This window comes from Pseudomonas reactans, assembly GCF_013385825.1.
Taxonomy (GTDB): Bacteria; Pseudomonadota; Gammaproteobacteria; order Pseudomonadales; family Pseudomonadaceae; genus Aquipseudomonas; species Aquipseudomonas reactans.
This window is the reverse complement of the sequence record NZ_JACAPG010000018.1, coordinates 216,346-239,814: the sequence shown is the minus strand read 5'-3', so window position 1 is coordinate 239,814 and position 23,469 is coordinate 216,346. Positions and strand designations below refer to the sequence as shown.

Annotated in this window: 19 protein-coding genes and 2 pseudogenes; 13 read left to right on the top strand and 8 right to left on the bottom strand. The window is 57.1% G+C overall.

What is annotated here, in order from left to right; all coding sequences use genetic code 11:
• Positions 1–322: 322 nt before the first annotated feature.
• Positions 323–532, top strand: a pseudogene (locus tag HX868_RS30870) (phage integrase central domain-containing protein); the annotation flags it as partial.
• A 265-nt stretch (positions 533–797) separates the two neighbouring features.
• Here the strand turns inward: HX868_RS30870 and HX868_RS21465 are convergent.
• Positions 798–1,763 carry a YagK/YfjJ domain-containing protein gene (locus tag HX868_RS21465; RefSeq protein WP_177004300.1) on the bottom strand — a complete coding sequence of 322 codons (966 nt, stop codon included), beginning with the start codon at positions 1,761–1,763 and terminating at the stop codon, positions 798–800.
• Between the two features lie 331 nt (positions 1,764–2,094).
• Positions 2,095–2,307: a helix-turn-helix transcriptional regulator gene (locus tag HX868_RS21460; protein WP_177004299.1), complete on the bottom strand. Its 213-nt coding sequence runs from the start codon at positions 2,305–2,307 to the stop codon at positions 2,095–2,097.
• Between the two features lie 750 nt (positions 2,308–3,057).
• On the opposite strand from HX868_RS21460, the gene HX868_RS21455 reads away from it, so the two are divergent.
• On the top strand, positions 3,058–3,933 hold the full coding sequence (locus HX868_RS21455) for a hypothetical protein (RefSeq protein WP_177004298.1): 876 nt from the start codon (positions 3,058–3,060) through the stop codon (positions 3,931–3,933).
• A gap of 547 nt (positions 3,934–4,480) precedes the next feature.
• Positions 4,481–4,732, top strand: a complete 252-nt coding sequence (locus tag HX868_RS21450; protein ID WP_016976794.1) for a DUF6124 family protein — start codon at positions 4,481–4,483, stop codon at positions 4,730–4,732.
• Between the two features lie 42 nt (positions 4,733–4,774).
• On the opposite strand, the gene HX868_RS21445 is transcribed toward HX868_RS21450, so the two are convergent.
• The 3 genes from HX868_RS21445 to HX868_RS21435 all read right to left on the bottom strand — a co-directional run bounded on the left by HX868_RS21445 (position 4,775) and on the right by HX868_RS21435 (position 8,767).
• Positions 4,775–7,183 (bottom strand): TonB-dependent siderophore receptor, encoded by a 2,409-nt coding sequence (locus tag HX868_RS21445; protein ID WP_177004297.1) that lies wholly within the window; start codon positions 7,181–7,183, stop codon positions 4,775–4,777.
• Positions 7,184–7,292: 109 nt separating this feature from the next.
• Positions 7,293–8,261: a DUF4880 domain-containing protein gene (locus tag HX868_RS21440; RefSeq protein ID WP_177004296.1), complete on the bottom strand. Its 969-nt coding sequence runs from the start codon at positions 8,259–8,261 to the stop codon at positions 7,293–7,295.
• Positions 8,258–8,767 (bottom strand): sigma-70 family RNA polymerase sigma factor, encoded by a 510-nt coding sequence (locus HX868_RS21435; protein WP_177004295.1) that lies wholly within the window; start codon positions 8,765–8,767, stop codon positions 8,258–8,260. The genes HX868_RS21440 and HX868_RS21435 overlap by 4 nt, the downstream gene beginning before the upstream one ends.
• Positions 8,768–9,174: 407 nt before the next feature.
• On the opposite strand from HX868_RS21435, the gene HX868_RS21430 reads away from it, so the two are divergent.
• From HX868_RS21430 to HX868_RS21415, 4 genes are all read left to right on the top strand, one after another.
• Positions 9,175–9,762: a DUF433 domain-containing protein gene (locus HX868_RS21430; RefSeq protein ID WP_177004362.1), complete on the top strand. Its 588-nt coding sequence runs from the start codon at positions 9,175–9,177 to the stop codon at positions 9,760–9,762.
• Complete coding sequence (locus HX868_RS21425) at positions 9,759–10,166, top strand: PIN-like domain-containing protein (RefSeq protein ID WP_177004294.1); 408 nt, start codon at positions 9,759–9,761, stop codon at positions 10,164–10,166. The genes HX868_RS21430 and HX868_RS21425 overlap by 4 nt, the downstream gene beginning before the upstream one ends.
• Before the next feature lie 92 nt (positions 10,167–10,258).
• On the top strand, positions 10,259–11,284 hold the full coding sequence (locus HX868_RS21420; RefSeq protein ID WP_177004293.1) for a hypothetical protein: 1,026 nt from the start codon (positions 10,259–10,261) through the stop codon (positions 11,282–11,284).
• Between the two features lie 117 nt (positions 11,285–11,401).
• Positions 11,402–12,835 (top strand): ArnT family glycosyltransferase, encoded by a 1,434-nt coding sequence (locus HX868_RS21415; RefSeq protein ID WP_177004292.1) that lies wholly within the window; start codon positions 11,402–11,404, stop codon positions 12,833–12,835.
• 15 nt (positions 12,836–12,850) lie between these two features.
• Here the strand turns inward: HX868_RS21415 and HX868_RS21410 are convergent, their stop codons facing one another.
• Positions 12,851–13,339: a TIGR00645 family protein gene (locus HX868_RS21410; RefSeq protein WP_005791582.1), complete on the bottom strand. Its 489-nt coding sequence runs from the start codon at positions 13,337–13,339 to the stop codon at positions 12,851–12,853.
• Positions 13,340–13,505: 166 nt separating this feature from the next.
• Between HX868_RS21410 and HX868_RS21405 the strand changes: the two genes are divergently transcribed.
• Positions 13,506–15,329, top strand: a complete 1,824-nt coding sequence (locus HX868_RS21405) for a hypothetical protein (protein WP_177004291.1) — start codon at positions 13,506–13,508, stop codon at positions 15,327–15,329.
• Between the two features lie 3 nt (positions 15,330–15,332).
• Here the strand turns inward: HX868_RS21405 and HX868_RS21400 are convergent, their stop codons facing one another.
• Together HX868_RS21400 and HX868_RS21395 are read right to left on the bottom strand one after the other, a co-directional pair.
• On the bottom strand, positions 15,333–15,641 hold the full coding sequence (locus HX868_RS21400; RefSeq protein ID WP_016976784.1) for a PA4575 family protein: 309 nt from the start codon (positions 15,639–15,641) through the stop codon (positions 15,333–15,335).
• A 387-nt stretch (positions 15,642–16,028) separates the two neighbouring features.
• Positions 16,029–18,467, bottom strand: coding sequence for a Lon protease family protein (locus tag HX868_RS21395; RefSeq protein ID WP_028617999.1), 2,439 nt, complete (start codon positions 18,465–18,467; stop codon positions 16,029–16,031).
• 267 nt (positions 18,468–18,734) lie between these two features.
• On the opposite strand from HX868_RS21395, the gene HX868_RS21390 reads away from it, so the two are divergent.
• From HX868_RS21390 to HX868_RS21370, 5 genes and pseudogenes are all read left to right on the top strand, one after another.
• Positions 18,735–19,223 (top strand): DUF3015 domain-containing protein, encoded by a 489-nt coding sequence (locus HX868_RS21390; protein WP_016976782.1) that lies wholly within the window; start codon positions 18,735–18,737, stop codon positions 19,221–19,223.
• A 91-nt stretch (positions 19,224–19,314) separates the two neighbouring features.
• A pseudogene (locus tag HX868_RS21385) lies at positions 19,315–21,169 on the top strand (Lnb N-terminal periplasmic domain-containing protein).
• An 18-nt stretch (positions 21,170–21,187) separates the two neighbouring features.
• Positions 21,188–21,514 carry a chorismate mutase gene (locus HX868_RS21380; RefSeq protein ID WP_177004290.1) on the top strand — a complete coding sequence of 109 codons (327 nt, stop codon included), beginning with the start codon at positions 21,188–21,190 and terminating at the stop codon, positions 21,512–21,514.
• 177 nt (positions 21,515–21,691) lie between these two features.
• Positions 21,692–22,777: a type I restriction endonuclease gene (locus tag HX868_RS21375; RefSeq protein ID WP_177004289.1), complete on the top strand. Its 1,086-nt coding sequence runs from the start codon at positions 21,692–21,694 to the stop codon at positions 22,775–22,777.
• A gap of 290 nt (positions 22,778–23,067) precedes the next feature.
• Positions 23,068–23,424, top strand: coding sequence for a hypothetical protein (locus HX868_RS21370; RefSeq protein ID WP_016976780.1), 357 nt, complete (start codon positions 23,068–23,070; stop codon positions 23,422–23,424).
• Positions 23,425–23,469 lie beyond the last annotated feature (45 nt).

Here is a 23,469-nt window from a genome sequence, read left to right as displayed (position 1 = left end):
AGCCTAGCGAGGTTTTGAATTCTTTGACCAGCACGCTACTGCACGCAGCGGCTCCCTGGTCATAGGGATAAGGGTGGCATTATCATTGAGCCTGAGGCGAATATCATGGATTACTAGCCAGCAAATTGCCATGTACGCAAAATCACAGCTCAGATGAGGGACTGGGCCACATCAGCGCAGTCATTGACTACAACAACCATAAGCTGAGTGGTTACGCGCACGCGCAACCAAACTGGGGGGACAAGTGGGGGACAAAACAAAAATCATTGAGCAAGCCCAGTAAAACAAGGAAAATTAGCAAAAATAACGCCGCCCACAAGCCAGCGAGGCAAAAAAGCTGAAGTTCGAGACGCTTGCGAAAGAATACTGCGAGGTTCACGGAGGCACCTGGCCAGAGAAGTGGCGAAAAGGCTGGCTGCGGAAGTTGGAACTGTATGCGTTTGCCCAAATTGGCAAACTGTCCGCCGAGGAAATCGGCTCGCCCCAGGTGCTCAAGGTGCTGCAACCCATCTCGGCCACCATGACCAGAACCCCTACCGGCAAGCCCGCTACCCAAAGATCAAAACAGGAAGTCGCCGCTTCCTGATCGGCTGAATTCCCTCCTCATCCAAGCCACTAGGCCAATTCACGCCCCGGTGGCTTTTTTATTTTCAGATGCAGGAGACTCACTTCAATTATTGATGCCATGGTGTCCTCCTAGTAAAAGGGCACTGTAGTGGCAATCAACCAATCAACCAATCAGGAAATAGGAAACTCGCTCACGATGGAGAATATAGCCATCGACTGATTGGTAGCCCTCAAGCAGTTGCCCGCCGAACGCGACCTGTGCGAAAGGTTCGTGCGCCTGCCGACTTAATGCGTAGATGCTGGGTGCCCTTGGAGAGGTAGTGCATGGCCTTGATAACCTTGCCGCACGCCTGAGTGTCAGCTCGCCTGATCGTCCCGATACCGACTTCATCGCCGTAACGGCCCTTGTCATCGTTGCAGCTGTAGCAGTACCCACGCCCACTGCTGATCTGCTCCCACAGCTCACCAATCTCCCTAGCTTTGTTAAAGTCGCTACGCACCTCAGCACCATTGAAGAAGAAGGCAGCATGGATGTGGAACCCCTTGTCCTCTCCTTGCTCAACTGAACAGATATAGCCCGTTTCGTGCTTGAAGATCGGATTACGCTCCCTCGCACGGACCAGCAAATCCAGGTCCTCGAACACATGCTCGATACGCAAACGTGCTCGTGCTATTGCTCGATAGTGCAGGTCCACCCGCACCACAATCGTACGGGAATAGCGATCCAGCACCCGTCCCACGTACTCAGTAAGCATGGCTTGCTTCTGGCTGGCCTCATAGCGGCGGTCATTCTCCTTACGTTTGAACTCCTTGCTTCGGATTATCTGACGAATCCGAGTGACCAGTACGTTCATGGAATTGTGAAAATCCAAGTATCCCGTCCCTTGCTCATTCAAGCAGTTCAGACCTACATGACTACGCTCCAGGCCAATGTCCTGACAGGCTTGCCAGAAGGCTCGCAGGTGCTCGCTGTAGACGTAGGCGTGACGTTCATCGAAGAGGTAAACCATTTGCTGCATGAAGTCGAAGTATTTAGAGAGCCTAGTCCTCTGTACCCGCTCGTATCCCGATGGAGACTGGATGATCTCGAAGGCTGGCTTGTCAGTTCGCTCAATGGATTGAACGAATCGCTCGATCAGGATCGAGGCTTGAGACTGAGAGAAGCTGGTGTAGGTGGTAGAGCTGATTGAGCGCATGGTTGAGTACCTGACTGGTTGGATGCACACCAAGTACTCACCGAGTATCTTTTTACTGCTGAGACGCTCTCCACTTAAGACTATTGAAAGGTAGTAGTCGATTGGATATGGCTATATCAATAAAACCAGCTTAACCAAGCAAGGCATTGCCCAGACAAGCGGGGCAATGGAAAGCGATATTGCCCCGCATACCGATACTTTTGCTTGGAGCCTACCGCGGGAATTGTCTGAGGTGTCGCCACGGCAACCGGCCTACGCAGCATAAAGCGCCATGACCGGGGGAAGCCCCAGCCATGGCGTATTAAGACTGCTTGGAACGGGCATCCAAAGCTCACCCCTGATGCCTATACGGCTCCCCATCGGCCAAGTCGCGCGCCTCAATCCTAGCCAGGATCCAGTCGTGAACTTCACTTTCAACCCAGGCAACGCACCGATCACCCAGTGAGACCGGTTTTGGGAAAGCTCCTTCACTGATGTACTTATAGATGGTGGACCGGCCAAGGCCGGTGCAGTCGATAACTTCTTTCAGACGGATGATCCTCATGAACGGGCTCCTCTCGTATCGTTCAGAGGATTCGCAAGGTCTGTAAATAAATACTCACTACGCCTACTGCTTAACGCCTGTGCCGCTCAATTGAAGACTTATCAACTTAAAATTCGACCAACGCCACTCAGCCAAGCGGAGACGCAAGCCTAGGGAGCTTCGCCAATATCTTACCCAAGATGCCCGACGACGAATCAATTCGACCTTGTATAGAGCATTACTCACCTCTGCACGCACCCGACTTCGGCCACCACATTTGCCACACACCAAATACTCGAAGCGGTCTCGGTCAGTCGTTCGAAACAACCGCACTCGCTGGGCACCCGCGCTTTGCCGAAATTGACATGGGCAACCTATAAGCATCAGCAACATGTGGCTGACAATCTCGCCTCCACTCGATATCAGCACCCACAAAGCCCCATTTTTACTAATAGACGTTTAACGCCATATGCACCACCAACTCAAGGAACGCGACAAAAACGTCACTGCCATGACAGCCTTGAACGTCAGGATCGATTCACAGGGTTAAAATACTAGGCACTGCTAAAAAACCAACCACTTACGGCTACAGAGCCTATCTTTACTGGCCACCACCAGAAAAATTATTCTAGAATATCCATAGAATAAACATATAATCTCGATTGATCCTCTATAGAATCTATGTAGAACGTACATAGAAGGTTTATAGAATCCTAATAGAACTAGACCAAATTAATAATATTAATATTCTATAATTGATAGAGCGTGACTATGGATGAGACTTTTATTGTTGACGATAGCGGGCTTGACGAGCTGAGCCAGCTACTCAAGGAACCACGGCAAAACACTCGTCATGACATCTGGCTATGGCTGTACCTGAAACAACACAAGCGGGCTAGGTTTGACGCTAGTACATGTAATGGTTCGACTATGCGGGACGAGATCGCAAGATTCCTGAGACGCAAGACCGAAAACCTTAAAGACATAGGCTCCCAAAAGGACAGACTCCTGGTCCCGCATGACTATCTCAAGTGGATTGAGGGAGATGAGCGGCAGCATCGATGGTTACTTCGCAGGATTGAAGACCTCACTGAGTTGAGACCTACCCAAGGACTGCCTAGCGGACTGGTACGACTCAATGGTAGGAATCATCTCATCGCCATCCTTGATCTCTGGGATGTGGATATCGCAAAAAAAGCAGACGAAATCGAGCGCCTTCACAATCGTTGGCTTAGACACAAGGCTGGGGACAAAGCTTTCGAGTGGTTCGAAGACAAAAAGGATGGCCTCAAACGCTGCAAATGCGCTTGGGAGTGGCTAGAGAAGCACCATGTATCCATATTTAGAAGCCAGAGCCCTATCAACAATTACAAAGAGCTGCTCATGTACTTTGATGAAGCAGAGCTCGGCCGCAATGAGCTGAAAGCCATCATCCAGACGATCAAGAAACGATGGAACCGTAAGCAGTTCGACGAACGCACAGCAGACAAGAAGCAGGTTAATGTCATGCTATCGAAAACCGCTATCGAGCTACTCGATACACTGGCAAAAAAGCACGAGCTGAAACGAGCTCAAGTCTTGGAGCTTCTGATAACGACGGAGTCTGAAGATGGCGTGTACTTCACAGGCAAGCTGAAAGGTGGCTAGGAACCTTAGGTGATGGAACCAGCCGGACACCTTCCTTTCCTCTGCACCGCCAGCCCAAAGCCTTGGTATTCCAAATGGTATTCCAAAGAATCTTTTAACCGATATTTTTCATTTTAAATCAATTACTTAGATAGTTAGTTCAGATTACCCCGGCCCACCAATTCGAAGCATCGACAGAACCCGCCTAGTGCGGGTTTTGTCGTTTCTGGGGTTTGGAAAGCCCGACAGGACGAACCTTCAGAATTTTCCTTCAAGCTATCGCGCCATTGATGAACTGGCGCAACTCCCCCCACGCAGATAGCCTCCTCCCGTCGCTGCAAAATCAGCGACCGGGTTTAGCAGCTCGTTTACTATCAAGGCTTGCAAGGCCACCATTCGTTCTAGCGATGCTTTCAGCATCCGCTGGTTCGTATTATGGCGGCTGTGCGTGGGGCACTTTCGGGTGCGCCGGGTTCCTTGATTCCTGGTCTGCTAACCCGCGTACAGTCGCCACCCTTTTCGTTTAGCAGCGATGTCTGGCGACTCCATCAATCAAGGAGTTTCAGCCATGAAAAAGATCACCCCCAATCCACCCTCGACAACCCTCTTCACCCTCGCCCCAGATCTCTCCCCCGAAACCCTGCTGATCCAAGCCAGCGAAACCCTCGCCTCACTCAACGCCATGACCACCGACCTGGCCTTCGAACTCGAAGGTGCCAGCCGTCACAAGCTGCTGGCCAGCCAGCAATTGATCGTGCTGAGCGAACTGTTGGTAGAGCGAGTACTGGTTCTCACCCAAGACACACCAGCATTCCAATAACAAAAAAGGCCGAGGAAACTCGGCCTTTTGCTGTCATCTACCTCAGAAATCCCAGCGCGTCGTGACCATCACGTTGCGTGGGTCGCCGTAATACGCCGAGTCATAGAAGCCGATATTGGTGAAGTACTTCTTGTCGAACAGGTTGTTGACGTTCAGCGTGGCCGACAGGTTCTGGGTCAGTTGATAGCGCGCCATCACGTCCACCAGCCAGTATGGGTCCTGGGTGAATTTTTCTGAGCGACCGCCACCGGGGTAGGCCCAGTTGCGCACGGTTTGCCAGCCGGCGCTCTGCCAGCGTGTGCCACCACCGAGGGTGAGTTTGTCCAGGCTGCCTTGGAGCTTGTAGCTGGTGTAGAGGGTGACCTGATCCTCTGGCTCCCAGGTCGCTACCTTTTTTCCATCGGCATCGCGGGCGATCTTGTGGGTGTAACCGGCTTGCAACTGCCAGTCAGGAGCAAGTTCGCCGGAGATCTCTGCTTCGTAGCCTTTTGTTTTGCTCTCGGTGCCCATGTACGCGTAATCGACGGCGGGCTGGGAGTTCCAGGCGGTATCGGCGATTGGGCGATTGGTTTCGTGCACTTCAAAGTAGGCGAGGCTGGCGTTCAGGCGGCCATCGAAGAACTCGCCCTTGAGGCCTATCTCGTAGTTTTTGCCCTCGTCGGGTTGAAGCATGGTGTTGGTTCGATCGCGATACTGGGTCTGCGGCTTGAAGATTTCGGTGTAACTGGCGTAGGCGGTGAGGTTTTCGTTGAGGTCGTACGTCAGGCCGGCGTATGGCACCACCTTGCCGCTTTCTTCGGTGTCGCTGGTGCCAGTGACTTGATAGCTGGCAACCCGCGTGCCCAGCAACAGGTGCAGCGCGTCGGTCAGGCTGAAGCGGCCTGTGACATAGGTGCCGGTCTGGCGGGTGATTTCATCACTGAACCGGGAGGCCTTGCCCCACGCAGGCTCAATGGCCTCGCCGTGCCAGTTGTAGAAGTCATAGGAGTTACCGAAATAAACGGGATTACGGTAGTCCTTGCCCTTCCACCGTGAGTTGGAAACGGACTGGCCGATCACCAGTTCATGCTCACGCCCGAACAGCTCGAACGGCCCCGAGGCGTAGACATCCAGGCTGTCGCTGGTGGTGTCGCCGGTGTATTTGGCGGCATAAATCGAACTCGCCGTCGCAGAATCCTGGGAGATATAGCCCAGCGGCGCGTCGTAGCCGTTGACCTGATGGTTGTACTGGCCTTTGGTGACCCAGCCGTTGTCGAAGCTGTGTTCCAGGGTGGCGAATACGGTGTGGCTGTATTGTTGCCATGAGCCCCATTTGGGCCCGTTGTTGAACGAGCGCGGCAGGTCGAGTTTGTTGCCGGTGGCGTCGAAGATGGTGCGGGTGCCGGTCCAGCTGGAGCCTTTGGGGTCGCTGTCTTGATAGTCGGCACCCAGGGTCAGCAGGGTGTCCGGGGTCAGGTCGACTTCGAGGATACTGTAGAGCACGCTGGTCTTGCGCGAGTAGTGATCCAGGAACGATTTTTTGTCTTGATAGGCGGCCACCGCGCGACCGCGCACGTTACCGGTATCGGTCAGGGGGCCGCTGACGTCGACCTGGGAGCGGTAGTTATCCCAGGAGCCCGCGCCCAGTTCGATGCTGCTTTTGAACTCGGAGGTCGGCTTCTTGCGGATCAGGTTGATGGTGCCGCCAGGGCCGCCGGCACCGGTAAGTAAACCGGTGGCACCTTTCAGCACTTCAACGCGGTCGTAGATCGCCATGTCCGTCATGGTCTGGCCTGCCGAGTATTGGGCATCACGCAGGGTCGGTATGCCGTCGTACTGGAAGTTCTCGATGGAGAAACCGCGCGAGTAGTAGTTGGTGCGCTCGGTGTCATAGGTCGACACGGTGATGCCCGGCGTGTGGCGCATCACATCGTCAATGGATTTGAGGCCGAAGTCATCCATGACCTGGCGGGTGACCACCGAGATGGATTGCGGAGTTTCCCGTGGCGTCAGTACCAGGCGCGTGGCCGTGGCAATGGTGCCAGGGGTATACGAACCCGTGCCTTCAGTGACAGTGCCCAGTTGGTTGGCGCTGACTTGGGTGGTTTGCAATTCCACCTTGCCGTCCTGGGAGCCCGGTTTGGCCACCACGCGATAGCCGTCCGGCTCACGCTCTGCCTGCAAATTCACCGGGCCCAGCAGGCGCTCAAGGGCTTCGTCCACAGAGAAATTGCCTTTCAAGCCCTTGCTTTGAATACCGGTCGCCAGCGCGGAATCGATGCCGATCATCACACCTGCCTGCTGCCCGAAAGCCCCCAACACGCGGTCAAGGCTGCCGGGCGAAATGTCATACGCCTGGGGCTGGGATTGTTCCTGGGCGGGCGCCGGGGTGGCGGCCATGATGCTGTGGCTTGCGGTTGCCACCGATAAACCGAGGATGACGGTGCGCAAGGCGCTGACGCGGCTGAGCATAAAGACTGTCCTGTCGTGAAAGGGTTGGGTGGACGCTTTTTTCTGCGTCTTACCTGTCTTGATGCTCGAGACGGAAAAACCTGCCACTCGATGTAAAAATAATTTCAGGTCAGGCCGGCACGACAGTGGCCAGGTAGCCAAACACCCGTTGCACACGCACGGGCAACACTTTGGCCAGCAGGTCCAGGCTGGCCTCGGGCTGGTCCAGCGAGAACGAGCCGGATACCTGCAAGCGCGCCACTGCGGGATCGCAGCGCAGCATGCCGCGACGGTAGCGATCGAGCTGCTCAAGCACCTCGACCAGCGGCGTGCGTTCGGCGATCAACAGGCCTTTAGTCCAGGCGTCGGCAGTAGATGACACGGCTATCGACGGCCCACTCTGAAGACGGTTGAAGCTCATTTGCTCGCCCGTGCCGAGCTGGGTGCTGATGCCGCGTAAAGGTTCGACGGAGGCACTGCCTGAAAGCATCTGCACGAGCGTGCCCGGTTGACGTGGCAGGTCGTGGCTGAGGACCAATCGCGACAATGCCGACGGCCGTACCCAACCATTGGCCGTCTGGATCGCGGTGTCGTTGCGGGTACCGGTGGTCAACAACAACCGACCGAGGTTCAGGGTCAGCCGGGCGCCCCGGACATCCATAGCGGTGCGGGCATCCAACTGCAATTCGCCAGCATGGGCCAGGCTCAGGCGCTGTCGTTCCCCGGTGTCGGTGTGGTAATCGCTGAACAGCTCCGGCAGCAAAACGCGCTCACGCACACTCAGACCAAGGGCAGTCGCCACGCCAAGACCGGCGAAACCCTTGAGCAGGGTGCGCCGCGATGGAACACCCCGTGCGTGCAGCAACTGCCGGGCCGTTGGCGCCGGCAGCGCGTGGGTATTGAGGCGCATGTCGCGGCTGAGCCCGGCCAAGCGCTGCCAGGCCAATTCATGCTGCGGGTGCTCGTTGCGCCATTGTTGGCAGGCGTGCTGCTCGGCGGCGCCGCTGGTACCGGATTGCAGGGTGACCATCCAGTTCAAGGCCTGGTCCAGCACGCATTCGTCCAAGGGTTGATCGTTGGCGGACTTGAAGCGATTCATGCCGCGTACACCGCCAGGTAGCAGTGGCGATAGGCTTTGAGCATGGCCTTTTGCACCACATTCACGCTGAGGTCCATCCGTTCGGCGATCTGTGGATAAGTCAGGCCATCGAGCTGCGAGAGCAGGAAAATCTCGCGCACCTTGCTGCCCAGCCCGTCCAGCACCTGGCCTACGGCATCCAGCGCTTCGAGTACCAGCAAGCGGGTTTCCGGCGAAGGCATGTGTTCGGGTTCGAGGGTCGTCAGCGACTGCTCATAGGCGCGCTCCAACGCCTGGCGACGGAAATACTGCCCACATAAACGGCTCGCGACCGTCGTGAGGTAGGCACGCGGCTCACGGAAAATCGGCACGGTGCCGCTACTCAAGATACGCACGAAGGTATCCTGCGCCAGATCCAGGGCCTGCTCCTGCCCGCCCAACTTGCGCCGCAGCAACTGCACCACCCAGCTGTGATGTTGGGCGTAGAGTTCGCCCACGACCTGATGGGCAGAAGAAGATGAGGCCATCGGTGTGATATCCAGGGGACAGCTGCGGAAAGATATACATGATAATACTTCTCATTAGAGGCGGGTTAGGAGTTTCTTCTCTGCTTTAATGAAGGTGTTTAGCTGTCACGGATTATCGACATGGACTACTTGCGCCGACGTAAGCCGCCGGAAAAGTCCTGCACGTTGGCGCGACTGGGATGAACTGGCGCGGATTGAATGGCTCGAATACGCTTCAAACGACTGCTCGTCTGCCGATGATTGAACGCGATCACTTGAGCACGCACACTCCAGCACGCCAACCCACGACAAGGAGGCCGTTCATGCAAAGCATCATTTCGCCCAGCCCCCTGGTGGGCGTTGGTCTCTATACGCCCAGTGAAGCGTCCCTCTACACCGGCATTCCTGCGTCAGATATTCGTAGATGGTTGTTTGGCTATCGTGCCAATGGCATTCATCATCCAGGCCTCTGGCAATCGGAACTCAGGGAGGTGAACGATTGCATACTGAGTTTCCACGACCTGCTCGAAATCCGCTTCGTGCACGCATTTCGTCAGCATGGAGTGAGCCTGCAAGCCATTCGCTGCGCCTCTTGGCAAGCCTCTGAACTGTTTGGCCAATCCTATCCATTTACCTGCAAACGCTTCCAAACAGACGGCCGCAACATTTTCGCCACTGTTTTGGATGAAACAGGCGACGAGACACTGCTGGACCTGATCAAAAAACAGTACGCCTTCAAACAGGTGATCAGCCCATCGTTGTACGAAGGGATCGACTACACCGGCAAGGGCTCTGCCCAACGCTGGTATCCGATAAAACGCAGCAAGGCAATCGTCCTGGACCCCGCCAGAAATTTCGGGAAACCGGTACTGACGGGGGCCGGTATCGACACAGCCGCACTGTTCAGTGCTTATGAGGCGGAAGGACAGGATACCAAACGTGTTGCCCTGCTCTATGAGATCCCCACATCTGCTGTAAAAGCCGCTATCGACTTCGAACAAAGGCATGCGGCTTGAACTTCCTTCTGGACCACAACCTGCCACCTGCGCTAGCGCGAGCCTTGAATGAGCTTTCACACGTCCATGAGCATGGTGTAGTCCCACTCAAGGATAAATTCCCTCTGAGTGCGAGTGACATTTCCTGGATATCAGTGCTTCGCGATGAAGGGGACTGGGTTGTTATCTCTCAAGATCGATTTACCAAAGGGCATGCTGAAAAGCAGGCATTCCGAGACTGCGGGCTGCCCATTTTTTGCCTGGCGAAACATTGGAGCAGCGAGACCTACTGGAATAAGGCACACAATCTTGTTCGCTGGTGGCCGGCCATCATGAAGCAATCAGCGCTGATAAGGGGAGGCGCCGCGTTCAGCGTGCCGTGGCGTTTTTCTGCGCCGGGTAAATTTGACCAGATAAAGATGTAAAGCCTTCAGCGTAAAACAGTCCCTGTCTGGAATAGCTCCGCACTTCCCATTACCCTGCTCTCCTCTATCAGACATCCGGAAGTCCGATACCCGTGTTCAAGCCACTCGCCGCTCTCGCCCTCGCCTGCACGCCTCTGCTTGCCACCGCCGCCGACCTGGCCGGTGTCTGGACGGGCACCTTGGGCAAATCCGCGATTACCGTCTGCTTCAATGGAGCCCACGGCGCCAATGGCAGTTATTACTACCAACGGATTCTTACGCCCATTCAACTGACCCAAGCCAACGCCAGCGAGCCCTGGGTGGAAGAAGGGCAAACCGGTTTCTGGCAGTTGGACGATCCGCAAGGCGATACGTTGACCGGCAGCTGGAGCAAAGCCATCGGCGGTAAAAGCCTGGCGCTGATGCTCAAGCGCGCGGACACGGACAGTTGTGCCAGCGACACCTATAACAACCCGCTTGAGGCCACGCCGCCTGCGGTGAAGGTCGAGAAGAAGACCTTCGCCGAACACGCCTATCAGGTGAAGACCCAAGGCGGGCAGGTCATCCTGAAACTCGAAGGCGATGGGGAAGCCATCGATAAGATCAACCGGGATCTCGCACGCATGGCCATCAATCCGGACGGCCAGACCGATTTTTATAGAGAGCGGCGTAACTCACTGGACCAGGGCGGCAGCACCGCGACCAGCGAGATAACGGTGGAACCGTTCTATTGGTCATCGCACTGGATCACCGTACGGTTCTATCGTTGGTCGGCGGGTTACGGGCGCGGGGGAATCAGTTGGGGCCTGCACAGTTGGAACCTGCAAACGGGTGAAAAGGTCGACCCCTGGACGTGGCTGGGCGGCCATGAGCAATGGGACACGCCCTACTCGGGCCAGGTCAAACTGCCGGCCGCTTTCAGCACCTGGCTGGCCAAGCAGACCACCACGGACGAAGGGTGCCCGGCCGTGACCAGCTATTCCTCGTTCGACTTGAGCTTCAACACCCACGGGCTGCAACTGTCAACACCCGCTCAGGGCGATGGCTGCGATAACGAGCTGAGCTTCACTTGGGAGCAACTGCAGCCCGTGCTGAGCCCGCAAGGTCAAGCCGCACTGCCTAGCTTGATGGCTCCCTGACCGACCTTACAAAAATCCAACACTCGTTCACGAAATATTCAGAAACGTCCACGGATACTAGCCCATTGCAATGACCGTTCCCCCCGGACGGTCCTCCTGCCCTGGTAGCCACAACCCATGACGCGTCCCGTCCCCCTGCTGCTTCTGCTTGCTGGTCTGTTGTTCTTCTTTGCCTTGGGCAACCATGAGCTGCAAGGCTCCACCGAAGCCCGCGTCGCCGGGATCGCCATGGCCATGCACCTGGACAATAACTGGGTAGTGCCCCAGTTGTTTCGCGAGCCCTTCCTGGAAAAACCACCCCTGAGCCTGTGGCTCGACGCCGGGGCGATTCGCCTGTTCGGCGGCACTACCTGGGCCGTGCGCCTGGCCTCGGCATTCGCCGGTTTATTCAGCGTGATGCTGCTTTACAGCATGCTGCGCCGGTTCGGGCGTCCGCAGACGCTGGCGTTCAGCGCCGCGTTGATCCTGGCGACCATGGCCAGCTATTGGAGCAATGCGCGTGGCGTCGGTGAAGATTCGCTGCTCACCCTCGGCGTGACCACTGCGCTGCTGGCGTTCTACCAGGCCGTGCGGCCTGATCGCCAGGGCTCCAGCACCGGCGCGTGGGCACTGTTTACTGCCGGTATGGTGATCGCCACCCTCAGCAAAGGCGTGCTGGGCCTGGCTATGCCGGGCATTGTGATCTTTGTGTACCTGGCCAGCACCAGCCTGATGGACAAACGCCTGCAGATTGGCAACTGGCTCAAGCCAGCGCTGTTTACCTTGCTGGCGCTGATACCGCTGGTGATCTGGCTGGGGTTCCTGTTCCAGCGCGGCGGCATGCAGGCGGTGGCCGAAGTGTTGCTGACCAACAGCGTCGGCCGGTTCAGCGGCTCGTTTGTCGAGGCCGGGCATTACGAGCCGTTCTACTACTACATCGCCAAGCTGCCCGAGGCGTTCCTGCCGTGGAATATTCTGGTGTACCTGGGTCTGTGGCATTTCCGCAAAAGCCTGGTGCGCAATCGCTACCACCTGTTCTTCAGCATCTGGCTGGTGGCGCAATTCACCCTGCTGACCCTGGCATCGAGCAAACGCACCGTTTACCTGATGGCACTCACTCCAGCCGCCGCCGTACTGGCTGCGGAATACGCACGGGTGCTGGTGGACTGGCTGAAAACCCACAAACCCGCGCTGCACAAACATCACAGAAGCGTGGTGGGCGGCGTGTTCACCCTGGCGGTGGGTTGCTACCTGATCGCCGCCTTCTGGTTCGCGCCCAAAGCCGACGTGCGCCAGTCATTCGTGCCAGTGATCAGTCAGGCTCAGGCTTACAAGGACGAAGGCAAGGAAGTGGCGCTGTTCCAGCCCAACGAACGCATCGCCGGGGCCAGCGTGTTCTACCTGCAGGCCTATTTGCCGATCCTGAAAACCGAGGCAGAACTGCACAGCTACCTCGGCGCCAAGCCCGGCAACGTTGCGTTGCTGGACCATACCAACGACCTGGCGACCCCGGTGAAGGTGATCAAGCAAATGTCGATCAACCGCCAGCCTTACTATTTCGTCGAGCAGTAAGGCCGGCGCGGGGCATCAGTGCTTGGTGAGCTTATCCAGGTAACCCATGGCAAACGCCGAGACCACGAAGGTCATGTGGATGATCACGTACCACATCAGGTGCTGCGGATCGACGTTCTTGGCGTCCATGAAGATACGCAGCAGATGGATGGACGAAATCGCCACGATGGAGGCCGCTACTTTCATCTTCAGCGACGAAGAGTCCATGGTGCCGAGCCAGTTGAGCTTTTCTTTGTTTTCATCGATATCCAGCTGCGAGACAAAGTTCTCGTAGCCGGAAATCATCACCATCACCAGCAAGCCGCCGACCAGCGCCATGTCGATCAAGGACAACAACAGCAGGATCACTTCGGCTTCCAACATGGTGAAAATGTTAGGAATGACGTGAATGATTTCCTGGAAAAACTTCAGCGCCAGGATCAGCAGGCCCAAGGACAGCCCCAAGTAGATCGGCGCCAGCAGCCAGCGTGAGGCATACATAGTATTTTCGATAAAGCGTTCCATTGGATCTCACACAGCTAGGCTAGAAATGGCGGCGAGTATACCAGCCGCCACAAGACAGCTGTAACCGCGAGAAAACTGACCTGTGCGGCATCTGTAAGAGAATTTTTCTGCTAGTGTCGAGCCCAATAACAACTCGGCTCGATGACGTCGGACAGGAAAAACTCAGATGATGGATGTGCGATCCCCTTTGGCCAATATCGGCCTGTGCGCGGCATTGCTGCTGGCTGGCGGTTGCTCCCCCGGCGACGAACAGAAGCAGACCACCCTCGAAGAGAAAACCGCCAAGTTCGAACAATCCCTCGACAGCATCCAGGACCCCAAGCTGCGCGACGCCGTCGCCGACCTGGGTGGTTCGCTGCTGTTGCTGGAGCGGGCGAGGGTCAAGCTCGCCACCAAGCCTATCGAAGCCGAATACGGTGAAGACACCCTCGCCCTGCTCAAGCACTACCCCACGCCCCAGGCGCTGGTGGACACCTACATCAATGGCCTGTTCGTACTGCGCAAGACCTCCCACTCCGACTATCTGACCGACCTGCAGCCGGTTTTCCCCTTCAACTTCAACGTCCCCGACCAATTCCCTTTCCCCCACGGGCTGGAATGGCAGTCGGTGACCCTGAGCAACAACAAAGTCATCCCCTTCCAGCCGGAATGGTCCGAAACCGATCCGGGCATCCAACTGAGCCCCAGCAGCTCCAACTTGACCAACCCCGACGACCTGACGGTGACCTACCCGTTCATCGAGGGCATCGAGACGGAAAACAAGAGCCAGCCACAGCCTGTCAGCCTCAAGGGCACCGTTGAAGTGGTCGCACCGGGCAAAGTGTTGACGTTTGATCTGTCGAAAAAGGACGTGGGCCACAAGCGCACCGAAGGCAATATCACCCTCAACCTGGTTCTGCTGGAAAAGAACTACGCCGAGATCGAGCTGACCAACAGCCAACCACTGGCATCGGACGTCGGCGACGAATCGCCCAACCCTTTGCTGGTTCAGGCGCGGGACAGCACCGGGCAGTTTCTTACCCGCTCGGGTTCGATCAACGAAAGTAACGCCCAGGTCGCGTTCTACGAGAAACAACTGGCCGAGATGCAAAAGCAGAAGGCCTGGTCGGAGGCGTTCGAAAAACAGCTGACCGACGAGCAGAAAGCCTTCGAGCACAAGCAGAGCAGCCATTACGCCAAGGTGTACTTCAATGGCGTGATCGACTCCCTGCAAGTCAACGTGCTGGATTTTTCCACCGCCACGCGCACCCGCAAAGACCTCGACCTGCCGGTGTTGCGCTTCGACAAGAACAGCCTGCAGAAAACCGTACAGCCCCTGCCGATGCCGGTCACCGTGTATGACGACAGCGCCGCCAACTGGCTAAAAGACGCGAGCATGACCGAAGACCAGTTGAAAAACAGCGTCACCATCAGCCAGTCAGTCGAAGACGCCAGCGCGGCGCACATCGTGTTCGATCACCCGTTCACCTTCAACGACGACCTGGTGGGCAGCGAGCGCAACAGCAGCGAATCACCGGTGACCTTTTTCACCGCCGACGAAAAAGGCGAGCGCGGCGAGCCGATCGAGCTGCCGACCGAAGCCTTCGAACTCAACCCGGCACGTGGCACGCTCACCTACGACCTCAACTTGTTCCCGGAAAACCCGGCCTTTGTGGTGGGTTCGATTCCGCTGTTTCTGGCGACCATCGAGAAGAACGAGATTGATGCAAGCAAGCTGCCCAAAGGACTCGAACTCAAGGACAACGCGCTGATCGTCGACCAGAAGGCCTTCCCCGCCGACAGTTGGCGCTTCTACGCCAAGGACGCCAGCGGCAATTACCTCAAGGAAATCCTCGGCGTCAGCCACCGCGCCGAGGAGTACGGCACGGCGATGTTTGACGTGCATTACTTCTACGGCCAGCCGACCACCCTGGAAAGCTACCAGCGCACAGACCTGAGCACTGTGCAATACGGCTTCGAGGTCAAACTGGACAAGCCCGAAAGCAAATAGCGTTCAGTGCCGGGTGTCACCATTAAGCTGTCGCAGATGGGCCTGCATGTGCAGGCACCAGATCTGCGGGTCAGCCGCCGTCTCGTAGCCGTGCTGGGTCAGGCTGTCCACGATGGATTCCAGAATATTTTCCGCCGCGAAGGGCCCGGGGAACGGGCCTTGGGACTTGATGGTGGAAGGTTGCTCACCGGTCATTCCGGCGGCAAACAACAACGTCCACATCCCGTTATCCCCCGCAAGAGGGCGAATGGAACATTCAATACGGGTGACCAGGCCGAAGCACTGGCGGGTGAGGCAAAGGTTGCGCGGCATGGCGGCGACCCTCGGTAGATCGGTGTTCAACCTGCGCCTGGGGCGAGGCTGTTTCTATCCCGCGACTCCTGTGGATATCCCTTGAGCACAGAATAGAAGAAAACCACGACAAACCAAGGTTGTAGGGACCAACGGGCGTTGGCCCTACAGCTGCGCCAACTTTGTGACGGATTAGCCCGTCCTATGGTGAGCGGGCTTGTTGTGGCTATGGGGCTTGTTGTGGCGAGCGGGCTTGCCCCGCGTTGGGCTGCGCAGCAGCCCCATCAGGACCGCTGCGGTGTACCAGTGTGATTGCGTTGTTTGGTTTTGGGGCCGCTGCGCAGCCCAACGCGGGGCAAGCCCGCTCGCCACAACAGCCCGCCAGCCAGCCACTACATCACGCCGCCATCAGGTGGGCTTGGCTTCGGCCAGCGCCTGCTGTGCCAGCTCCTTCTCCGCTTCCTTCAGGTCTTCCTCACTGATCATCTCGGCAATCGCGCGCAACCGCTCTACCACGCGCGCGTTCACCGTGCCTTCCGGGAATTGCCCCTCGGCATCCGGCTCACCGGCATCCTCGCCCACCAGCAGGCTCAGCGCCTCGTCGGCCTGGCGCACGGCATAGATATGGAACTGCCCTGCACGCACGGCCTGTAGCACCTTCTCATCCAGCATCAATGTGGCGACGTTGGCCTGGGGAATGATCGCACCCTGCTCACCCGTCAAACCGCGCGCTTCACACAGGCGGAAGAAACCTTCGATCTTCTCGTTGACCCCACCCACCGCCTGCACTTCACCAAACTGGTTGATCGAGCCGGTGATGGCAAAGCACTGCTTGAGCGGCGTTTTCGACAGGGCCGAGATCAAGGTGCACGCCTCGCCCAAGGACGCACTGTCACCGTCCACATAACCGTAGGACTGCTCCAGCGCGATGCTCGCCGAGATCGCCAGCGGGAATTCCTGGGCATACCGGCTGCCCAGGTAACCGGTGAGGATCATCACGCCCTTGGAGTGAATCGGCTGGCCGAGGTTGACCTCTCGCTCGATGTCGACAATGCCGCTGCCACCCGGATACACCGTGGCGGAAATCCGCGCCGGCACGCCGAAGGCCGAGTCACCGACTTCCAGCACCGTCAGCCCATTGCACTTGCCCACCGCCGCACCGGCGGTGTCGATGAGGATGACCCCGGCGAGCATGTCGTCGAGAATCCGCGCCGAGACGCGCCCGGTGCGCGTGGCCTTGGCCTTGAGGGCGCGCTCGATATGGCCGGCATCGGTCATCTCGTCGCCCGCCAGGTGACGAATGAAGTCTGCCTCGCTGACCAACTGGAACAAGTCGCCAATACGCGCCGACAAACGGCCCTGATGCTCCGCCAGCCGCGCGCTGTAAGTCGCCAACCGCGCCACCGCGTCCGACGTCAGCGGCGCCATGCCTTCTTCCGAGGTGCGGGTTTTAAGCAACTGGGCAAACTGCTCCAGGCTTTCGTCGACCATCGGGATGTCTTCGTCGAAGTCCACCAGTACGCGGAACATCTCCTGGAAATCCGGATCGGCGTCCTGCAACGCGTAGTACAACTGGCGCGAACCGATGATGATCACCTTGACTTGCAACGGGATCATCTGCGGGTTGAGGGTCACGGTGGCCAGGCGGCCCAGTTCGCCCAGCGGTGATTCCATCTTCAGCTTGCGTGACTGCAAGGAACGCTTGAGCGCGTCCCACACAAACGGCTCGCCGAGCATTTTTTCGGCTTCCAGGATCAGGAAGCCGCCGTTGGCACGGTGCAGCGCGCCCGGACGCAGCTGGCGATAAGTGGTGTAGAGCGCGCCCTGGTCGGTGCTGTATTCGATGCGGCCGAACAGGTTGTCGTAGGTCGGGTGCGGTTCAAACACCACCGGGGCGCCGCCGTTGACCGGATGCCCTACCACCAGGCTTGGGCAATACTGTTCTTCCAGCAACTTGCGCGCCTGGGCGTCGGTCTTGGCGTCATCCACCAATTGCTCGACCACGGTCTTGAGCAGGTACACCTGCATGGCTTGCAGGTAACCGCAGACGGCGGCGTTTTCCGCGTACTTTTCCGACAGCGGTGCAAGCAACGGCTGCAGGGCCAGGGTGATGGTTTCTTCGTTGAACTGGCGCAGTTGGTTGTTTGACTCACGCTTCCACTGCGGCAGGCTGGCCAGTTCTTCGTTGAGACGTTCTTCCAGCTCGGAAATATCCGTGTGGAAACGCTCGCGATCGGCTTCCGGCAACTGCGAGAACTCGGCCTCGTCGAGCGCCTTGCCGTCGAGCATCGGGGTAAAAGCGATGTTGCTACTGTCGCGGTACAGCGCCACGTCCTTTTCCAGGGCCAGGCGTTCGATCACGTCCAATGCCTTGTCGTAGCGCTGGTTGAAGGCGCGGTCGATGGCGCTTTTACGCTGTTGATACGTCGGGTGTTCGAAGACCGCCGGAAAGGTGGCGACGAGGTTGTCGACCAAACCGTTGATGTCGTTGATGAACGCCGCCGCAGCGCCGCCCGGTAATTCCAGGGCGCGCGGTTCGCGAGGTTCATCGAAATTGTTCACATAGACCCAATCCGCCGGGGTCTGCAGGCGCTTGCCTTCGGCTTTCAGGTAGCGTTTGACGAACGAAAAGCGGCCGGTACCGGGCTCGCCCATGACAAACACGTTATAACCGGGGCGTGGCATGGCCACACCGAACTGCAACGCTTCAACCGCACGTTCCTGGCCAAGCACACCGCGAAAGGGCTCCAAATCATTGGTGGTCGAGAAGCTGAACTGTTCAGCGGAGAAAGGGCGAGTCAGCGCTTCGGGCGCTAGACGCAAGCTGGCAGCAACAGGATCAGGCATCGGGCTTCCTTACATCAGGCGGGGCAGATGACGGCATTCTGGCTCCCGGTTGCGCGCTCTGGCAAGGCGCGCTTTCGGGAAAGCATAGACGTGGGATGCGACCTGCAGAAATATCGCGACATTGCTGATTGTTTTATAAAAATACACGGAACCCTTGGAACGTGCCTAAACTCCAAACTGCGCGGGTTGGACTAATAACTGGCCCCTAGGGCGCTGCGACGCGCCTGAACCCTTGTCCATTGGTTTGCACACAAAGAGAACAAAGCTATGAAACGGATCCTTCTTGGTACTCTCTTCACCGTCGTCTCCCTCAATGCAATGGCAGAAGCACCAGGTGGCCCGAACTGCGGTTGGGGCAACATGTTGTTCGAAGGCCAGCGCGGCACGCCAGCTCACTTCCTGGCATCCACTACCAACGGTACGTCGGGTAACGCCACCTTCGGCATGACCTCGGGCACCAACGGCTGTAACACCAACAGCGCCCTGACCTACGGCGGCAAGTCCTGGATTGCCATGAATGGCATGATGAACGAGCTGTCCGAAGACATGGCCAAGGGTAACGGCGAAGCGCTGACTACCTACGCCGTGGTACTGGGTGTGGCACCGGAAGATCGCGAGCACTTCGCGGCCGTGACCCACGAGCACTTCCAGCAGATCTTCAGCAAGGCTGACGTGACCGCTGACGACGTGCACAACAACACCATTGCGGTACTGAAAAGCGATGCCCGTCTGGCGAAATACGCGACCCAGGCTTAAGCTCGACCCGCCCGCGCCTACCCTGGCGCGGGTTTTATTTTGGACCCGCCTCCCCTTTGGGTCTCTTTTATATCCGACTTAAGTTGCCCCTATGCTCAAACGCTTTGCCTGGATGGCACTCTTCGCCTGCGCCCCGCTGTACGCGGCCCCGCACCTTGATGATCAACGTTTGCAGCATTTGGCCAATGATCCGTTCTGGCTTTCGCTTGGCCATTACGAAGCCGGCAAGATCAGTGGCTGGCGCAGTTATGTCAGCGACAAAAAGTTCTTCCTCGCGCCCGATGGCGCCCACCACCCGGACGCCGAGCTCAAGGCCACCGTTGATGCGCTCTACGCACCGGCCAGCCTGGGTGAAAAACACGCCCAATGCGTTTACCCCGCACGGACCCGCTGGCTCAAGGATCAGTTGCACCTCACTGACCTGTCTGCCGTGGACTGCACAGAATTCAAGCAATGGTTCAAGGACGTCGCCCCCCCATAGCGCGGTGATGATCTTCCCGGCGGCCTACCTCAACAGCCCGTCGTCGATGTTCGGCCACACGCTGCTGCGCATCGACCAGGCCGACGTGCAGAGCAACAACACCGCCCTGCTCAGCTACGCGATCAACTTCGGCGCCTACATCGAAGGTTCCGACAACAGCATTCTTTACGCCTGGAAAGGCCTGATGGGCGGTTATCCCGGCCTGTTCGCCCTGGTGCCTTACCAAGAAAAACTTTCCGAATACCGTAGTCTTGAAAACCGTGATCTGTGGGAATACCGCCTGAACCTCACACAGGTGGAGACCGAACGCATGGTCGAGCACGTGTGGGAGCTCAAGCAGATCCAGTTTGACTACTTCTTCTTTGACGAAAACTGCTCGTATCGCCTGCTGGAACTGCTGCAAGTGGCCCGCCCAGGCCTGCGCCTGACCGAACAGTTCCCGCTCACGGCCATCCCAACCGACACGGTCAAGGCCGTGAAAGAGGCCGGACTGGTGGAGAAGATCGACTACCGTCCTTCCCGTGAGCGCGAATTGCTGGAGCGCGCCAAGCCGCTCGACAGCGACGAGCAACAATGGGTACTGAAGATCAGCGACGACCAGAAACAATTGCAGGAGCCCGCCTTCAAAGCCCTGCCCCGCGAGCGCCAGGCCCTGATCATTGACGCCGCCTACCGCCTCGGCCGCTACCGCGCCAACGGCCTGGAGCGCGACACCGCCCGCTCCCAGCGCAGCTTCGAATTGCTGCGCGCAATCAACCAGAACCCGGCGCCCGACCTCAAGATCACCCCGCCCGGCCTGCCGGAAAACGGCCATGAATCACGCACCTGGCAAGCCGGCATCGGCACCCGTGGCGACAAGGCCTTCGGTGAATACGGCCTGCGCATGGCCTACCACGACCTCAACGACAACGCCGAAGGTTTCCCCCTGGGCGCGCAGATCGAAATCCTGCAGATGAAACTGCGCCAGTACGAAGGCAACCACTGGCAACTGCAGCAACTGGACTTGGCCACCATCCGCTCCCTGACCCCACGTAACGCGCTGTTGCAGCCGTGGTCATGGCAAGTCACCGGCGGCCTGGAACGTGTACCGGGCAAACACGACGACGAAACCCTCGTCGCCCACGTCAACGGCGGCGCCGGCGGCACCTGGCAACTGCGCGACGACATGCTCGGCTTCGCCCTCGGCACGGTGCGCGTGGAGCACAACAACGACTTCAACGAAGCCATCTCACCTGCCGCAGGCTTCAACACTGGCGTGCTGTGGAAAAACCCGCTGGGTAACCTGAGCCTGGAAGCCAAGGGCGATTTCTTCACCAATGGCGAGGTGCGTCGCAGTATCAGCCTGAACCAGCAGTGGGAATTATCGCGCAACCTGGGACTGCGCCTGAGCGCACAGCGTGAGTACAGCCACTTGTCGACGCCGGTGAATGAAGTGATGCTTGAGGTGAAGTGGTATCACTATTGACCCAGGAGCCCCAACAACATGGCTGTTAACTGCAAGACGCTGGAAGAAGTCCGCATCAACATCGACCGCCTTGACCAGCAAATCGTCGCCCTGCTGGCTGAGCGCGGTCGCTACGTATCCCAGGCCGCAGGCTTTAAAAAAGACGCGGATGGCGTCAAGGCGCCGCAACGGGTCGAGCAAGTCATCGCCAAGGTACGTGGGATATCCCAGGAAACCGGCGCCAATCCTGATGTCACCGAGCAGGTGTACCGCGCGATGATTGCGGCGTTTATTCAACAGGAATTGGAGGAGCATGCCGTTCTAACAAACCTTCGGAATCCATCATCAATACACACAAACTTGTAGATCTTTTCTAACCTATTGATAAATAGACAGGAAAATTCGGACAGTTTTTTAGCTTTTTTCAGTCAAGCAAAACTGGCTCTTACTTCATTCACTTTATGGGGTTTTGTGACTAGTATCAGATGGCAATCAAATTGCCATCCCATCTATACACGGATCTGAATAGGTAAGAGGTTCACCATGGATTTCTTTGAAAAGCTAACCAGTTTGGCAGCGAAAGTTCGATTACAAGGCCCTGCCATTCAAACAGAAGAAGCGACAAAAAATGCTTTCGTAATGCCTTTCATCAACACCGTATTGGGCTACGACGTATTTGATCCACAGGAAGTAACGCCAGAATTTGTCTGCGATGTCGGGACGAAGAAAGGTGAAAAAATCGACTATGCAATCATGAAAGAGGGCGAAGTCCAAATACTCATCGAATGTAAAAAAATCGGTGAGTCATTGAGCATCAACCATGCGTCACAGCTTTTTCGATATTTTCATGTGACGAGCGCAAGAATCTCAATTCTCACCAACGGCCAGGTCTATAGGTTTTTTACCGACTTGGATGCGCCTAACAAAATGGACGAAAAGCCATTTCTGGAACTGGACCTGCTGGACATTGACGAGTACGCGGTGCCGGAGTTGATCAAACTCACCAAGTCGGCATTCGATGTTGATTCCATCATCAATGCCGCCGGAGAGCTGAAATACGTCAGCCAACTTAAAAAGCTCATTGGCAGTCAGGTCAGCAAACCAGAAGACGATTTCGTGAAGTTTTTTGCATCCCGTGTTTACGAGGGTGTCATCACGCAAAAAGTGCGTGAGCAGTTTTTCGAACTGACACGAAAAGCGCTAGCCCAGTTTCTGAACGATCAGATTAACGACCGACTCAAGTCCGCGATGAGCGGAGCTATACAACCGACGATGGCATCATTGCCAGTCGCAAACAGCGCTAATTCAGATGCACAGGACCGAGATGAGTCAGAAGACAAGATCCTGACCACACTTGAAGAGCTAGAGGGTTATCACATCGTCCGGGCAGTTGTCCGCTCAGTGGTGGATGCCAAGCGGATTGTCCAGAGAGATACCCAAAGCTATTTTGGGATATTGCTAGACGACAACAATCGCAAGCCCATTTGCCGCCTACATTTCAATCGCACTCAGAAATACCTCGGGATATTTGACGAGGAAAAAAATGAGACCCGACACGCAATCTCATCCATCGATGAGATTTACGAATATGCCGATCAACTGAAAAAGACAGTGGGTTTTTACGACTGAGAGTTGGCGATGAAACTGTGGCGAGGGAGCTTGCTCCCGTTGGGCTGCGCAGCGGCCCCAAAGCCAACCGCCGAGCATTACCAAGCATAGTGCGATCGAGTTTACGGGGGCTGCTTCGCAGCCCAATGCGGACAAGCCCGCTTGGCACGATAAGGACAGTTGCCACAGGGAATGGGTTAGCCTTTAGCGTTCGGTACGCGCAACACCTTTCTCACACGCCTTTCACATCCGCCCAACGAATCCCCTTCTAGACTCTCCCTATCAGCCGTGAAACGGCCAGGGAGTACGCCATGTGGCGGTCTGCGGTATTGCTGTGTGCAGTGATGTGGTTGGCCGGCTGCCAATCGACCCATGAGGAGTTGCTGGCCAAGGGTTACCCACCGGCCTTTGCCGATGGTTTTGATGATGGCTGCAGCAGCGGTCGCCAGGCGGCTGGCGTTATCAGCGGTGAGTTTCGCAAGAATGTGCCGCGTTATCTCAAAGACCGCGAATACGCTGAAGGCTGGGAAGACGGTTTCCGCCAGTGCAAGGCCATGCGTGAGAACGAAGAGTTGCGTGACTACAAGGACAACCACTGGGATGACCGCGAGCGCGCCTGGCAACAGGAGAAAAACCGCGACGCCGCCAGGGCCTATCGCTCGCAATAGGTCGCTTTCAGACATCCATCGAAACTAAAGCGCGGCGACCATGGC